Source organism: Micromonospora sp. NPDC049580 (genome assembly GCF_040675595.1).
Lineage (GTDB): Bacteria > Actinomycetota > Actinomycetes > Mycobacteriales > Micromonosporaceae > Micromonospora.
The window spans coordinates 1-15,982 of the sequence record NZ_JBFAPG010000096.1; the positions used below are offsets into that span (position 1 = coordinate 1).

General features: G+C 70.2%; 8 protein-coding genes and 1 pseudogene. 5 read left to right on the forward strand and 4 right to left on the reverse strand.

Going from position 1 to position 15,982, the window contains the following annotated elements; genetic code table 11:
- Positions 1 to 783 (reverse strand): annotated as a pseudogene (locus AB0J68_RS11340) (fumarylacetoacetate hydrolase); the annotation flags it as partial.
- 106 nt (positions 784 to 889) lie between these two features.
- Between AB0J68_RS11340 and AB0J68_RS11345 the strand changes: the two are divergent.
- The 3 genes from AB0J68_RS11345 to AB0J68_RS11355 all read left to right on the forward strand — a co-directional run bounded on the left by AB0J68_RS11345 (position 890) and on the right by AB0J68_RS11355 (position 7,394).
- Positions 890 to 1,783, forward strand: coding sequence for an IclR family transcriptional regulator (locus AB0J68_RS11345; RefSeq protein ID WP_363937930.1), 894 nt, complete (start codon positions 890 to 892; stop codon positions 1,781 to 1,783).
- Between the two features lie 575 nt (positions 1,784 to 2,358).
- Positions 2,359 to 5,226: a ricin-type beta-trefoil lectin domain protein gene (locus AB0J68_RS11350; protein ID WP_363937932.1), complete on the forward strand. Its 2,868-nt coding sequence runs from the start codon at positions 2,359 to 2,361 to the stop codon at positions 5,224 to 5,226.
- A gap of 32 nt (positions 5,227 to 5,258) precedes the next feature.
- Positions 5,259 to 7,394, forward strand: a complete 2,136-nt coding sequence (locus AB0J68_RS11355) for a ThuA domain-containing protein (RefSeq protein ID WP_363937935.1) — start codon at positions 5,259 to 5,261, stop codon at positions 7,392 to 7,394.
- A 178-nt stretch (positions 7,395 to 7,572) separates the two neighbouring features.
- On the opposite strand, the gene AB0J68_RS11360 is transcribed toward AB0J68_RS11355, so the two are convergent.
- Positions 7,573 to 10,758 (reverse strand): penicillin acylase family protein, encoded by a 3,186-nt coding sequence (locus tag AB0J68_RS11360; protein WP_363937936.1) that lies wholly within the window; start codon positions 10,756 to 10,758, stop codon positions 7,573 to 7,575.
- A gap of 388 nt (positions 10,759 to 11,146) precedes the next feature.
- Here AB0J68_RS11360 and AB0J68_RS11365 point away from each other — a divergent pair, with 388 nt between their 5' ends.
- Entirely contained in the window at positions 11,147 to 12,412 is a 1,266-nt protein-coding gene (locus AB0J68_RS11365; RefSeq protein WP_355066575.1) for a PHB depolymerase family esterase, read from the forward strand.
- Between the two features lie 113 nt (positions 12,413 to 12,525).
- Here AB0J68_RS11365 and AB0J68_RS11370 read toward each other — a convergent pair whose 3' ends face one another.
- Entirely contained in the window at positions 12,526 to 12,963 is a 438-nt protein-coding gene (locus AB0J68_RS11370; RefSeq protein ID WP_355066576.1) for an ATP-binding protein, read from the reverse strand.
- Between the two features lie 193 nt (positions 12,964 to 13,156).
- Between AB0J68_RS11370 and AB0J68_RS11375 the strand changes: the two genes are divergently transcribed.
- Positions 13,157 to 14,377 carry a GAF domain-containing SpoIIE family protein phosphatase gene (locus tag AB0J68_RS11375; RefSeq protein WP_355066577.1) on the forward strand — a complete coding sequence of 407 codons (1,221 nt, stop codon included), beginning with the start codon at positions 13,157 to 13,159 and terminating at the stop codon, positions 14,375 to 14,377.
- Positions 14,378 to 14,865: 488 nt separating this feature from the next.
- Here the strand turns inward: AB0J68_RS11375 and AB0J68_RS11380 are convergent, their stop codons facing one another.
- A complete protein-coding gene (locus tag AB0J68_RS11380) occupies positions 14,866 to 15,639 on the reverse strand; it encodes a hypothetical protein (protein WP_363937940.1) in 774 nt (257 codons plus the stop codon).
- Positions 15,640 to 15,982 lie beyond the last annotated feature (343 nt).

The following is a 15,982-nucleotide window of genomic DNA, read 5'->3' on the forward strand; positions in this document are numbered from 1 at the left end:
CTTCGCCAGCGGAAGCAGGAGCGCCGAGCGGCCCTCGATGTCGCGCAGGTTCACGTCGTTGCCGAGGGTGGCGCCGACGATCCGGCCGCTGGACTGGACGATGAGGGTGATCTCGGGTTCCGGGTTGTTCCAGGTCGACGCGGCGAGCACGCCGACCGGAACGCCGGTGCCGACGGCGGAGAGGATCTGCCCCTTGGTGAAGATCTCGGCGTCCGGGCCGATCCCCACCTCCAGGTACTGGCTCCACATGCCCTCGGCGACCAGCAGGCTCTTGAGCCGGTCCGCCTCGGCCGAGCCCGCCTCCAGGTTGTGCAGGTCGACACCGATGTCGGCGAACATCCGTTGCCGGATGTCCGCCGCGAGCGCCAGGTCTCCCCGTGCCCGCTCCTCGATGACGCGTTCGATCATCGAGATGGGGAAGGTCACGCCCGCGGCCTTGAGCGCCTGGAGGTCCACCGGGGCGAGCAGCCAGGGCCGGCCAGGGTCCCGGGTCGCGGCCGCCGTGTTGGCCAGGATCTCCCCGAAGTCGCCCACCCGCGCCCCGTCGAGCCCGGCCACGGTCGCGGCGGGGTCGGGCAGCTCGCAGATGTCCCGTACGGTCGGGAACCGGTGGCTGAGGTCGATGACCTCGCCGTTGCGGACGGCCACGGGCGTGGGGCCGTCGACGGACGGGTCCCAGATCCGGCCGATCAGAACAGCGTCCGCATCGTCCGGCAACGCCTCGGCGGCGGACCCGACCCAGTCCGCGCCGGCGGCGCCTGCGCGGGGCCGTGGGACCGTCATGAGCCGCTCTCCGCGATCCCGCCGGCGTGCGCGCGCTGCTTACCCATCGCTACTCCAGTGGTACGAGTTGGCATCGAGGGAATTAAATTGCAACGATCGTAGCGACATGTGCAACGGTGTCAAGAGGCGGTTGCGCATGACGCCAACTTCATTGCGTATTGTGCAATGGCAGCGACGGTGTCGTACCGTCGCCCCGAGGGGAGACAGAGCCTTGGCGCAATCGATTCGCCGCGCGATCGACCTCATCCGTCGGTCGGCCGAGCACCCGCTGTCCCTTACCGAGGCTGCGGACGTGCTCGGCGTCCACAAGTCCACGGCCCTGCGGATCCTGCAGACACTGGAATCGGCGCGCTTCGTCCGCCGGACCGGGGCGGGCACCTACGTGCTCGGCAGTGGACTCATCGAGTTGTCCGAACTCGCACTGGGCTCGATGGACCTGCGCCAGCCCGCCGCCGCGCACCTCCGGGCGCTGCAACGCGAGACCGGCCACACCGTGCACCTGGCACAGCTGACCGGCGACGAGATCATCTATATCGACAAGGTGGACAGTCCGGCGTTCGACGCCGTCAAGCTGCCCTCGCGGATCGGGCGCGCGGTGTCCATCTATGCGAGCGCGGTGGGAAAGACGATCCTGGCCTACCTACCTCGGGAGGAACGCGACCGTCTCCTCTCCCACGTCGTCTTCGAGAGATTCACCGCGACCACCTTCACCGACCACGACGCCCTCGAAGCTGAACTCGCCCGCATCCACGAACGCGGCTGGGCCGTGGACAACGGCGAGCACGACGCCTACGTGATGTGCGTGGCCGCGCCGATCAGGGATTCGCGAGGTCAGGTCATCGCCGCCGCCTCGATCACGGCGATCGAGGTGATCGCAAGCCTCGACCAGCTGAAGAGCAACGTTCCGCTCCTTCTGGAGACCGCCAACCAGATCTCGTACGAACTCGGCTACCCGCGGCCCTCCGCGAACCCGGACGGTGACGGCCGGTCCACGACCTGACCGGGCGGTCACCGCAGTCCGGCGGTGCTTCAATCCTCCCTCCGCGGGATTGACCCTCGAAGATGGCCGATGTTAACTGCAAGTCAACGATGCAGGTCGATGTTCATCTCGCCGGAACCCGGCGCGTGACAACGATCCGCGCCATCTCACATCGCCCCCGTTTCGGCGGACGTGGGCAGACCGGGGCTCTCCCCGGGGTGTGAGACATCCGCACGACGATCCAGAGGAGATCGTGTCGATGACGATGACGACGCCGCTACGAATCGCGCTCGCTGTCCCGTTCGCCGCTGGTGTCGTCGCCGCCGAACCGGCCGGACCAGCCTCCACGGCAACCACGGACGCCGCTTTCGGCACCAGCGCCGGGACGTGAACCGGCACGCGACCGGCCCCCGGGAACGTTCGACCTGATCGCCCTCTGACGGCGAGCTGGCGGGTCCGCGATGGGCCCGCCGGCCGGCGTCGCCCCATCGAGCCTGGCGTCGGCGGCCCGGCTTTGTCCATCCGCCCTGGCGTACGCGCACCCACCGGTGCGCGCGTGCCCGACCGTCCAGCCCACCCCGACCCCGGAGTACGCCATGCTCACACCACGTCCGCGCCTCACCGCGGCCGTTGTCCTGGCCATTCTCGCCAGCCTCCTGCCGATCCTGGTGGCGGTCACCGTCGCCGCACCGCCAGCGGCCGCGGCGCCACCCGCGACCACCCAGTTCGAGAAGGTCAAGCTCGACGGTGGGCTCTCCATGGGAGAGCCGATCGAACTGTCCGTCCTGCCCGACGCCAAGGTGCTCTACATCAACCGGGGCACCAGTTCCGGCGGCGGGCAGGTACGTCTCTACAACCCGGCCACCCGCACCACGACTGTCGCGCTGACCCTGCAACTGGACGCCCGATTCGAGGACGGCCTGATCGGCATCACCGCGCACCCTAGGTTCGCCACGAACCGCTGGGTGTACCTGTTCTACTCGCCGGCCACGACGCCGCTGGTCAACCGCATCTCGCGGTTCACCTTCAACCCGAGCGCGCTGGTGCTCGACCCGGCGAGTGAGACCCGGCTGATCGAGTGGCCGACCGAGCGCCGGCTCTGCTGCCACTCGGCGGGCTCGATGACGTGGGACAGCAACGAGAACCTCTACTTCGCCGTCGGCGACAACACCAACTCCGGTGGAGACTCGGCGGGCATGGCGCCGATCGACGAGCGGACAAGCCGCGACGCCCAGTACGACGCGCAGCGGACCTCGGGCAACACCAACGACCTCCGCGGCAAGATCAACCGCATCCACCCGGAGGACAACGGCACGTACACCGTTCCGACGGGCAACCTCTTCGCCGCGGGCACCAGCGGCACCCGTGCGGAAATCTACGTGATGGGGGTGCGCAACCCGTACCGCCTGTGGGTGGACCGCAAGAGCAGCAACACGCTCTACTGGGGCGAGGTCGGGCCGGACGCCGGAGCGACGATCGCCAACCGCGGGCCGGCGGCGTACGACGAGTGGAACCGGGCCACCGCGCCGGGCAACCACGGATGGCCGTACTGCGGCGGCCCCAACGTCGCCTACAACGACTGGGACTTCGCCACCAACTCACCGCGCGGCTGGTTCCCGTGCGGTGGCAGCACCGGCCCGGTGAACAACTCGCCGCGCAACACCGGTCTTGCGCAGTTGCCGCCGACCCGGGGCGCGCTGGTCTGGGAGCAGCACGGCGGCAGCCGGGAGTGGCCGGCCCTGGACAGCCCGGGCGGCTGCGGCTCGCCCAACCACGCCGAGGTCTACCACTACGACCCCAACCTGGCCTCGGACGTGAAGTGGCCGCAGTACTACGACAACAAGCTGGTCATCACCGAGTACTGCCGTAACTGGATCAAGGAGGTCCAGTTCGACAACGGCAACGCGCGTACCGGCAACCCGACCGTCATCGAGCCGGTGCTGGCCGGCATGTCGTTCGTCCACCCGATCGACATGGAGTTCGGGCCGGACGGGTCTCTCTACCTGCTGGAGTACGGCAACGGCTACTTCTCCGGCGATGCCGCCGCCGGCCTCTACAAAATCAACTACGTCGCCGGTGGCCGGTCTCCGACCGCTGTCGCGTCGGCCACCCCGGACAACGGCCTGAGCCCGCTGACGGTCAGCTTCTCCAGCGCCGGCAGCACCGACCCGGACGGCGACCCGCTGACCTACGCGTGGGACTTCGACAGCAACGGCACCGTCGACTCCACCGCCGCGAACCCGACCTACACGTACGCCAGCAACGGCGACAAGCGCGCCCGGCTCACGGTCTCCGACGGCACCGGCCGGTCCGGCACCACCCAGGTGACCGTCGTCGTGGGCAACACCCGGCCCACCGTCGCCCTCAACGGCATTCCCAACGGCGGACTGTTCTCCTGGGACGAGAACCTGACCGCCACCGCCACCGCCGCCGACGCCCAGGACGGCACGATCCCCTGCGCGAACGTGACGATCCGGGCGGCACTCGGCCACCAGGAGCACGCGCACGAGGAGGGCCAGGGCACCGGCTGCGGCTTCACCGTCAACACCGGACCGGTGCACGCCGGGCCGGACTCGGTGCTCTTCTTCCTGCTGCGGGCCGGTTACACCGACCGGGGCGCGGCCGGCACCGTGCCGCTCACCGCCGAGAAGGACGTCACCCTCTGGCCCAAGCAGTGGCAGGCCGAGCACTACGTCTCGTTGCACGGGCCCCAGGTCATCAACGCGGGAGGCGCCGAGGGCGGCCGGCGGCTCGGTGACATCCAGAACGGCGAGTACGTCCGGCACCACGCGGTGAGCCTCAAGGGCATCACCGGCATCCGGGCCCGGGTCTCCTCGGACAAGGCCGGCAACGTCGCCTCCTTCCGGTACGACTCGCCGACCGGTCCCGAGATCGCCCGGGTCACCGTGCCCAACACCGGCGGCTGGGACAACTACACCGAGATCAGCGCGCCGGTCACCAGGCCCGACGACAACACCCACGACCTGTACGTCGTGTTCACCGGCGGCACTGGAGGAGCCCTGCTCGACCTGGACAGCTACACGTTCACCGGAGCCGGGGTGAGCACCCCGGCGAGCGGCCCCCGCACCGGCCCGATCCGGGGAATGGGCAAGTGCGTCGACGTCAACGCCGGCGCGACCGCCGACGGCACCAGCGTCCAGATGTGGGACTGCATCGCCGGCGCGACCAACCAGCAGTGGACGCTGCCCGGCGACGGCACCATCCGCAGCCTGGGCAAGTGCCTGGACGTGAAGTCCAGCGGCACCACCAACGGCACCCCGATCCACCTGTGGACCTGCAACGGCACCGGGGCCCAGCAGTGGGTGACCGGCACCGCGGGCAGTCTGCGCAATCCGCAGGCCAACCGGTGCCTCGACATCCCCGCCTCCACCCCCACCAACGGGCGGCAGCTGCAGATCTACGACTGCAACGGCACCTCCGCGCAGAACTGGACCCTGCCGTGACCCGTCCGCCCGCTCTCCCGCAAGGAGCCCCCATGCGCAGACGCCTCATCGCCGCCGTTGCCGCCGCCGTGGTCGCCGGGCTCACCGTCGCCACCGGCGCGACGGCCGTGGCACCGACCCCGGCCGAGGCCGCACCGCTGAGCAAGGTCCTGGTCTTCTCCAAGACCGCCGGCTTCCGGCACTCCTCCATCCCGAACGGCATCGCCGCCATCCAACAGCTCGGTACGGCGAACGGCTTCACCGTCACCGCCACCGAGGACGCGGCCACCTTCACCACGGCCAACCTCGCCCAGTACCAGGCGGTGGTCTTCCTCAGCACCACCGGCGACGTGCTCGACGCCACCCAGCAGGGCGCGTTCGAGGCGTACATCGCCGCTGGCGGTGGCTTCGTCGGGGTGCACGCCGCCGCCGACACCGAGTACGACTGGCCGTGGTACGGCGGCCTGGTCGGGGCGTACTTCGCCTCGCACCCGGCCAACCAGCAGGCGACCGTCCGGGTCGAGGACCGGGCCAACGCCTCCACCGCACACCTGCCGCCGACCTGGACCCGCACCGACGAGTGGTACAACTACCGGGCCAACCCCCGCTCGGCGGTCAAGGTGCTGGCCAGCCTCGACGAGTCGTCGTACTCCGGTGGGTCGATGGGTGGCGACCACCCGATCACCTGGTGCCACAGCTACGGCGGCGGACGCTCCTGGTACACGGGCCTCGGCCACACCGAGCAGAGCTACACCGATCCGAACTTCACCCGCATGCTGCTCGGCGGCATTCAGGTGGCGGCCGGCGCGGTGGCGGCGGACTGCCGGCCGGAGCCCGGCTACACCCCGCTGTTCGACGGCACCCAGGCCAGCCTCGGGCAGTGGCGGCAGGCCGGGCCGGGCGGCTTCACCCTGGCCGACGGCACCCTCACGTCGAACGGCGGAATGGGGTTGCTCTGGTACCCGGTGCGCACGTTCGCCAACTACTCGCTCAAGGTCGACTGGATGATGCCGGGCGACGACAACGGCGGGGTCTTCATCGGATTCCCCGATCCGCAGGGCGACCCGTGGGGCCCGGTCAACGCCGGTCACGAGATCCAGATCGACGCCACCGACGGCGACCCGACGCGCACCACCGGCAGCGTCTACAGCCTCCAGGCACCCAACCAGGCCGCCCGTGCGGCGGCGCTCAACCCACCCGGCTCCTGGAACACCTACGAGATCGGCGTGCACGGTCAGCGGGTCGAGATCTGGCTCAACGGAATCAAGATCAATGATTACGTCAGCAGCCGGGCCATCGCCAACGGCTACCTCGGGGTGCAGAACGACGGCGCCGGCATGGACATCAACTACCGCAACGTGCGGATCAGGACGGACGGGCCGAGCGAGCCACCCGTCACCGACCTGGCCCGGGGCCGGCCGGTGACGGCGTCCAGTGTCGAGCCGGGCAGCGCGCACGTGGCGGCCAACGCCGTGGACGGCAACGCCACCACCCGCTGGGGCAGCGCGTACGCCGACCCACAGTGGATCACCGTCGACCTGGGGGCCACGTACGCGATCAACCGGGTGCGGCTGGCCTGGGAGACCGCCCACGCGCGGGCGTACCAGGTCCAGGTCTCCCCGGACAACGTCACCTGGTCACCGGTGCACACCACGACCACCGGAGATGGCGGCGTCGACGACCTCACGGTCACCGGCACCGGCCGCTACCTGCGGGTGTACGGCACCCAGCGGGCCACCCAGTGGGGCTACTCGCTGTGGGACGTCAACGTCTACGGCACCGCCGCCGGTGGCACCCTGCTGTCCCGGGGCCGGCCGGTCACCGCGTCCAGCGTGGAGCCGGGCAGCACGCACGTGGCGGCCAACGCCGTGGACGGCAACGCCACCACCCGCTGGGGCAGCGCGTACGCCGACCCGCAGTGGATCACCGTCGACCTCGGGGCCACGTCCGCCATCAACCGGGTACGGCTGACCTGGGAGGCGGCGTACGCGCGGGCGTACCAGGTCCAGGTCTCCCCGGACAACGTCACCTGGTCACCGGTGCACACCACGACCACCGGCGACGGCGGCGTGGATGACATCGCCATCTCGGCCACCGGTCGTTACCTGCGTGTCCAGGGCACCCAACGGGCCCTGCCCGCGTACGGCTACTCGCTGTGGGAGCTGGAGGTCCACGGCACTGTCGCCTGACCCGCGCGCGGCAGGTCACCTCGGCAGCTCGCTCGAGGTGACCTGCCGGCGCGGCAGCCACTCCTCCGGCGCCACCAGCACGAGCGGCCGGCGATGAGCCGCCCGCTGGTGCAACCAGTTCGTCGACGGGCACGTCCGGAGGAGCGGCGGGTGATCCCCGCCGCCCCTCCGGGCGACATCACTTCCCGTACAGCTCGAATTCGTAGAGCGAGAAGCCGTACGAGGTGGCCCGCTTTACCCCGTACACCCGCACGTAGCGGGCGGTGACCGGGGCGAAGGTGACGTTGTCGACGCCGCCGTTGCCGGTGGTGGTGGCGAACACCGGCGTCCAGGAACTGCCGTCGCCGGAGACCTCGATCCGGTACGAGGTGGCGTACGCGGACTCCCACCGCAGCACCGTCCGGCTGACGGTGCGGGCCGCGCCGAGGTCGACCCGCAGCCACTGGTTGTCGTTGTAACTGCTGGCCCACCGGCTGCCGAGGCTGCCGTCGACCGCCTTGTCCGGGGTGTAGCTGGTCAGGAACTGGGTGCTCGACGCGGTGGCCGGACGACCCTGCGCCAGGTTCGCGACGTCGTCGCCCCGACGTGCCGGGAACGAGACGACCTGCTGGTAGGTGGGACGGTTCTGCCAGGCGATCAGGGGGTGGGTGATGCCGCCGAGCCCGGACTGGGCGATCGAGTCGGCGCACCACTGGTCGCCGGCCCCACAGGACTTGTCTCCGGGGTAGACGGTGGTGGCCGGCACCGCGGCGGCCTGGCCGAGCGCGTCGAGCAGGGCCTGCCGGCACGTGCCGAGGTTGCCGTTGCCGCAGTACGTGCGGCCCAGCCCACCGGCCACCGGCTCGCCGAGGACGGTGCGCAGGTCCTTGTCGACGTAGCCCCACCAGCCGTACTGGAACGACGAGCCCTTGTGCGCCTGCCCCTGCAGGGCCCAGCTCGCCGTGCCGTCGCGCGCGCCATTCTGGCCGCCCGACGGCGCCTCGTTCACCTCGATGGCGTCGACAAGCGCGGCGTAGAGGTCCGGCCCGAGGCCGGGGCGGAACTCCGCCGAGGCCAGCAGCGGCCACCAGGCGTCGAAGATCCGGATCGCGTCGGCGTGCTGGTAGACCTTGGAGCCGGGGGACGTCTCCACCCGCCGGGTGCCGGCCTGCTGCCAGGCCCGCAGCTTGCCCACCGCGTCGGCAAGCGCCGGATCCGTGACCGGCGTGCTGTCCAGCACCCGCAGCAGGTCGCCGAGAACCTGCTGGCCCCGCAGGTCGGTCACCGCCGCGTCCGCCATGATCTTGACGACGTCGGCGCGCCCGAGCTTGCGCTGGGCGATCGCGGCGCGCACCGGACCGTCGAGCAACTGAGCCCGGTGTACGGAGCCGAAACTGAAGTTGCCGTCCGCGGCCCCGAAGTCCCGCGCCTGCTTGTTGTTCCAGCTCACGTAGTAGTCCTGGTTGACCGACTGCGGGTGGGCCGCCGCCGGGGTGTAGCTGGCGTCGTTGGTGTCCGGGTTCCAGCCGGCCCACTCGTACGCCGGTTCGGCCTTGGTGGGCAGGTTCGGGTCGGCGGTGGCCGGACGGACCGGGTTCGAGCCGGAGTTGAAGTACGCCGCCTCGGTCGAGTTGACGTAGAACCAGTTGAACGCGTACCCGACGCTGGCCGCGGACGCCTGGAACGCCGCCGCGCTGCCCATCGCCGACGGGTCGTTGTAGGCCTGGAAGCCGATCGCCGAGTCGGCCTCGTGCCGGTAGGTGGAACGCAGTTTGGTGAACGCGGTCGGCTGCCCGTTCACCAGCCCCCGGTACGCGACCAGCCCGTACTTGGTGCGCAGCGCGCGCAGGGTGTACGACCCGGCCGGGGTGGAGTCGGCAAGCGTCGGGGACCAGGAGTTGCGCTTCTCCAGCGCCTCCATGGCGAGGCACTGCCCGTGGTAGAGGTAGCGGTTGGTGCGCAGCGTCGGGGCGCTGCCGTCGGTGGTGCACAGCGGCACCGCGTACGTGTCGGTGAGGTCCTGTGCGGCGGAGGTCGCGCTCCACGCGTAGTCCTGGCCCCGGCCGAGCAGCACGTAGAGGTTGAGCCCGGCGAACGCGGCGCCGCGCGCGCTGATTCCCGGGCCCTGCAGCTCCTGGAGCATCAGCAACTGCGGCGCGAAGTAGCCGGTCTGCGGCCCGAACACGGCGACCGGGTTGCCGGTGGTGGTGTGCCGCCCGGAGACCACTACCGCGTTGGACATGCCGTGCGCCCGCAGGTTGGACACGCCGCCGAGCAGCCCCTGGGTGGCGGTGCTGGCGCCGGTGCGGGCGGCGGCCCCGCCGCTGGCGTCGTAGGCGAGGGGCTCGGCGACCACCGTGCCGGCGTCGGGGAGCACCGCGCTGGTCGCGCCCGGCGGCGTCGCCCCGTACGGGAAGCTCTGCCCGTCGTGCAGGGTGAGTACGGTCTCCGGGTCGTTCTGCGACCGGAACGCCGCCCAGACCCGGTCCCCCTCGGTGGTGCCGTACTTCGCCCGGGCGGCCACCCGGACCAGCGCGGACTGGATCTCGCTGCCCCCTCCCCCGCCGAAGAGCCCGCCGACCACACCGGCGGTGGCGATCAGGTCGGTCATGGTGAAGTGCGTCGGCTTGCCGGCGCCCGCGAGCACGTACTCGCCCGGGTAGTTGTCGTCGGCGATCGACTTGTCGACGTAGGCGTTGATACCGGCGATGTAGTCGACCACGTCGGTGTAGAGCTGCTGACCCCGGGCGCCCTTGGTGCGCAGCGCGTCCACCTGGGCCTGGAGGTCCGCCTCGGAGTAGGGCGAGTTGGCCCAGATGCTCTGCTCCAGTTCCCGGTTGCCGGGCGCGCCGCCGGCGAACGAGGTGAGCGTGCCGCGACCGGCGTGGCGCAGCAGATCCATCACCCAGAGCCGGTCCTGGGCCCCGGCGTAGCCCGCGCCGAACATCGTGCCGGCGCGGGTGGTGCCGGTGACGTGCGGGACGCCGGTGGCCTTGTCCCGCACGATGGTGACGTCCGCGCGCGGCGAGACGGTGCTCTCCACCTGCGCGGCCGGGACGCCGAACGAGGCGTCGTTGTAGAAGTGGGCGATCTGCTCGTCGGTCAGCCCGGCGTAGTTGTAGACCAGGTTCGCGTACTCGTCGAGCTGGTCGCTGGAGTGCGCCGGGCGGGTGCCGAGCGCCTGGTGCGCCAGGATGGCGACCAGCGTGGCGTTGCCGTTCTCCCCAGGGGGCAGGATGTCGGCGCACTGGCCGAGGCAGTAGTCGTTGGCGGCGAACGTGCTGGCGGCGAGCGCCGGTGAGGGCGGGGTCACCGTCAGGACGCTCGCGGTCAGGGCGGCGGCGGTGAACGCCGCGAGCCGGTTACGGAGAGCGGGACGAGGCATGGCGATCCTCCGGGGACGCGGAGTCGGGCCGTTCGGTACGCCCGGCTTCCGGTGCCGACGTCTCGCCCTCCGCGCCCGGGCGTTACACCAGGAGGTGAGAGTGACTCATGTCTATCTCCGGGCAATGATCGACGCAGGAGCCCCGTTCCGGATAGCCGTCGTTCACCACGCGCCAATGCCGACGTTTCGCCGCCTATCACGACGGAAACCGGCACGGCGGCACCGCGGGTCGATGGCGCGCGGCACGACCGCCAGTGAGCACGTCGAACGCAGCTCCAACCACCTCGGGCGCCCTGGTCGCCCTCAGCGACAGCGGTTGCCAGCGGATCTCCGCGGCGTTACGTTGGGATTTCATCGACAAACGTCTACACATAGGTACGGGGGCCACATGTCCACGTCTGTCACTCGCCGCAGCGTCCTGGCAGGTGGCGCCGGTGCGGCCATCGGCCTGGCGCTGCCCGGCCCCGCCGCCCACGCCGGTGGCCACCCCAGCGCCAGCGTGAGCTTCACCCTCGACGCGAGAACGCTCGACGGCGGTGAGCAGGTCACCTCGGTCACCCTCGACACCAGCGGGCTCGGGCCGATCGACCCCGCCGGGCTCACCCCCGGCACGTTCACCGTGCATGCCAAGGCCACCAGCCCGATCCCGATCGCTCCCGGTGACCTGATCTTCAGCGAGTACGACCTGGACCGCACGGTGACCGCGGCCCGGCTCGACCGGCACGGGAACGTCGTGCTGGAGCTCAGCACCGCCGAAGGTCAACTCGGCGGTGGCACCCTCGGCTACATCGTGAGCAGGGGCCGTAACGTCCGACTGGACCTCGTCTACACCATCACGCAGAACACCCCGCTCGTCCGGCGACACGGCCCGCCGGTCACCATCACCCGCTTCGTGCAGGGGCGGCTGTCGAACCCCGAGGTGGACGCCTTCAGCCACCACGTCTCGGGCTCGGGCCTGAAGTACCGGTTGTACTCCCCCAAGCGATCGCCCCGGCACGGTCGGCTGCCACTGATCCTCTGGCTGCACGGCGGCGGCGAGGGCGCCTCGCTGCCCGACGACTACTACGACAACGAGACCACGCTGCGCGCCAACCGCGGCGCGCTGGGCTTTGCCACGCCGGAGGCTCAACGGATCTTCTCCGGCGCGTACGTCGTCGCTCCGCAGAGCACCTCCTACTGGATGGAGGACGGCCCCCGGTTCGCCCCGCTGATCCGTGAGATCGTCCAGGACCTCGTACGCCGCGAGCGGGTCGACCCCGACCGGATCTACGTGGTCGGCTGCAGCAACGGCGGCTACATGTCCCTGGAGATGACCGTCGCCTATCCCGACCTGTTCGCCGCGTCGGTGCCGATCTGCGGGGTCGTCGAGCCGCTCGGCGGGGAGGGCCCGCCGCTGATCACCGACGCGGAGCTGTCGAGGATCCACACCCCGACCTGGCTGGTCGCCTCGCGCGACGACGACACCGTGCCACCCGAGACCAACACGATCCACGCCCACGACCTCATCGGCGGATCACTGATCACCCTGTACGACCACGTCGTCTGGAACGGCTACCAGTTCCCCGGTCACTGGTCCTGGATCTACGTGGCCCGCAACGACCCGAGCCGCAACGGCACCCACATCTGGCAGTGGATGGCCCGCCGCCGCCGGTGATCCGCCGTACGAACACCCGTCCGCCACGTGGTCGGTTGCCTGGTGTACCTCGCGCGCTAGGTGCGGCACCCCGTGCAGCAGCAGGGACAACCTCAGGCCCCGGGCCGGCAACGCTATCTGAGAGTGTCGCGGGTGCGTGCCGCGATGCGGATGGTGGTGCCTGCGGGCCCGCTGTCGACGAGGACGTAGTCGGCCATTCGCCCGACCACCCACAGGCCCATTCCTCCCGCGTCGGACAGAGGCGGGCGTTGGGCGCAGGGAACGTAACGAGCAGTGTTGAAGCCTGGCCCCTGGTCGGTGACTTCACAGGTGAGCTGCCCCTCCAGGAGCAGGCGTAGCCCACCCCTGCCACCCCCGTGCCGAATCACGTTGATCATCAGCTCGTTGACCGCGATAACCCAGTTCTCAACCTCGTCACGGTCGAGGCCGCACCGGCGACTGACTGCCTCCACCTCGTGTCGAACCCGGGTCAAATCCACGACGGTGAACGACGACGAAAACAAGGCCTTCCCCGCGCCAGGGGCATGCTGGTTCAACGGTGGATTAGCCACTGCTTCCCCTCCCTGTCGGACGTGGAGCCGGTGACCTTACCGGTGGCACGAAGGCGGACAGCCTTCCAGAACGGACTCGCCGGACGATGAGCGCGTCGATGTGACATCAGAAGGTACCCCACGTCAAAGGCGGGATACTCCTGCTCTCCTCCGGACGTGCCATCGACGACGTGCCAGCGTTTAGGCTGCCTGGGTGGCCGATCCCGAGCTGATGACGAACGACGAGCGGCTGCGACGTATCGAGGCGATCACCGACGCCGCCCTATCCGGGCTGAACATCACCGAGTTACTCGACGAGCTACTCGACCGGGTCCGGGACCTACTCGAGGTCGATACCGCCACCATCCTCCTGCTGGACGACCACACCGGCGAACTCGTCGCGACAGCGGCCAAGGGCCTGGAGGAGGAAGTGCGGCGCGGTTTCCGCATCCGGGTCGGACGCGGCTTCGCCGGCCGAGTGGCGGCGACACGCGCGCCGGTCACGATTCACAACGTCACGCCCGACGACGTAGTCAACCCCATCCTGCTCGCCACCGGCATACGAGCCCTGCTGGGCGTGCCCATGCTCGCCAACGGCAACCTCGTCGGCGTACTACACGTCGGTTCCCTGGCCCTGCGCCAGTTCGGCCCCGACGACGTGCAGCTGTTGCAGCTCGTTGCCGATCGTGCCAGCCTCGCAGGACAGGCCCGAGCGCAGGCCCTCGACCGGCAGGCAGCGCTGGCCCTGCAACACAGCCTGCTACCAGGCAAGCTACCCGACATCCCCGGCCTCGACTTGGCCGCCCGGTACGTACCCGGTCACGACCTGGGCATCGGCGGCGACTGGTACGACGTGTTCACGTTGCCCTCCGGCTGGGTCGGCGCCGTCATCGGCGACGTTTCCGGCCACGGGCTGCCATCCGCCGTCGTCATGGGACGCATCCGCAGCGCGCTACGTGCCTACGCCCTCGATTCCGACGATCCCGCCCAGGCACTGACCTCCCTCGACCGCAAGATCCACCACTTCGAAGCGGGCAAATTCACCACCGCCGTCTACGCCCTGATCGCACCGGACGGCACGCGGGTGCACCTCTCCTCCGCAGGCCATCTACCGCCGCTGCTGGCTGTCCCCGGCCAACCCACCCAGCCCGTCAACCTGACGGTAGACCGGCCACTCGGTGTGGGCCGACCATCAACCAACCGCCGCACCACCGTTGTGGACCTACCGCCGGGCGCGGCGCTCGTCTTTTACACCGACGGACTGGTCGAACGCCGCAGCGAACTGATCGACACCGGCATCGAGCGCCTCTCCGACGCTGTGCGGTCCAGGCCAGCCGAGGCGTTGTGCGACCACATCATGGCCACGACCGCGGAGGAGCACCCTAACGACGACATCGCCCTCCTGGTCATCCGCCGCCAACCACCACCGGAATAGGCCGGCCAGGCAGCTAATTCGGGATCTACCGCACGAACGGATGGCAATCGCTCCGTTGCCAATGAACGCCTGCCGGTTCCAGCGATGGGCCGGTCGCCGACGCCAAGGCAGGCGGCGCTCATTCGGCTGTGGCGCTGGTCGTCGACGAAGCAGCGGGTTACGGAAACGCCTACGACGCGCGCCGTGGCTTTCTGGACCCGTGCGGACGCTGTTCATCCGCAGTTCACGCCCCCGGCTGCTGCCACCGAGGCAGTCGCTCCGCACTAGGCGCGACTCACGTTCACCTTCGACCCGCGCGTGGAGGCGGTGGCGGCCGTGGAAACTGGCCACACCGTCGGGAAGCTGGTGCTTCCCCTCTCGGCCTGACCCGCCCGGCGACGCCGCTGCCGGGGTGCGGTAGCAAAGCCGCACCCCGGCAGGGACGCTCATCGGAACTGGCATCGCGACAACATGTGTCGAGAGCCGCCGAGCCAGCCGAGGGCAACAGGTCAGCAGCCGAGCCGCTTACTCGAAAGGGCGATGTCGTCGATCCAGAGGTCGAACTCGCCCGGTGTCGTGCCGCCCTGGTAGAGCTGCCAGCCGATCTTCACCGTGTCGACCGTCGGCAGGACGAAGGGAACGTCGTTGCCACCGTGGTCGCTCGTGGAGGCGGTCAGCTCCGGGTTCGCCACGCCGTCGATCCACACCGCGACGCGGTTGTCCGCCGCGTCGATCTTCCACTCGAAGCACTGCCAGGTGTCCTCGGCGACCGGGGCGGACTCCCGCCAGTTGGTCCAGTCGCCGGTCGGACCGCCGTCGGCGCCGATACCCCAGAAGGTTCCGGGGACCGTGGGCGCGTACTGGCCACCGATCGGACGGACGACCTCCGCGCTGCCGGTGCCGGTCGCTTCCACAAGTGTGAAGTGCGCCCAGTCCGGGGCGGTGGGGAAGGCATCGACGCGCAGACGCATCCGGCCGTAGAAGCGGTTGCCGGGCGCGGCGAAGTCGTCGACGCGCAGGAAGGCGCGTCCGTTGTCGACCGTGTGGATGTGCAGCACCTGGTTGCCGCGACGGGCACGTTCGACGGTGAGCGTGCCGTGGCGGGTGTCGACGCCCCAGTTCAACGTGCTGGGCCCTCCGAGAGGCAGTCGCTCGAAGTCCTCACAGAAGAGCAGGCCGCGGGGGCACGCGGGCGGGGAGGCACCCGACGCGCCCGCCGGAACGCTGCCGACTGCGGCGCCGAGGATCAGGGCGGCGCTGAACGCCGCGAGGAAATTGCGCATGGTCATCCTCCAGGACGGCTGGTCCCCCACCACACGGGCCGGGCCAGCAGGCACTTTCCGGCCATCCGATGCTGCCGTGCTTCCGCTCGCACCGCTGCGCGGTTGCCCGCGCCGCGGCGATTCGAGCTGTTCCGGCACGGCCGCATCAGCTCCGGTTAGATAGATATATCGGTGTACGCGAAGTGGTCCGCTTCAGTCGGCCGGCAGTGGATCCCCACCAGCGGGTCCCGAGACGAGGCAGGAGCATCGGCAAGCGTCCGACCGGCAGCCGGTCGACCGGCGTAGACCGGGTCCGACCCGACCACGACGGCACCCGGGCCCGGAGCCGGTGGCTCCGGGCCGG

What these genes read in the sequence shown, in the direction of transcription:
- AB0J68_RS11360 (WP_363937936.1), bottom strand. Translation starts at nt 10,758, where the DNA reads ATGCCTCGTCCCGCTCTCCGTAACCGGCTCGCGGCGTTCACCGCCGCC.
- AB0J68_RS11355 (WP_363937935.1), top strand. Translation starts at nt 5,259, where the DNA reads ATGCGCAGACGCCTCATCGCCGCCGTTGCCGCCGCCGTGGTCGCCGGG.
- AB0J68_RS11350 (WP_363937932.1), top strand. Translation starts at nt 2,359, where the DNA reads ATGCTCACACCACGTCCGCGCCTCACCGCGGCCGTTGTCCTGGCCATT.
- AB0J68_RS11365 (WP_355066575.1), top strand. Translation starts at nt 11,147, where the DNA reads ATGTCCACGTCTGTCACTCGCCGCAGCGTCCTGGCAGGTGGCGCCGGT.
- AB0J68_RS11345 (WP_363937930.1), top strand. Translation starts at nt 890, where the DNA reads ATGTGCAACGGTGTCAAGAGGCGGTTGCGCATGACGCCAACTTCATTG.
- AB0J68_RS11380 (WP_363937940.1), bottom strand. Translation starts at nt 15,639, where the DNA reads ATGCGCAATTTCCTCGCGGCGTTCAGCGCCGCCCTGATCCTCGGCGCC.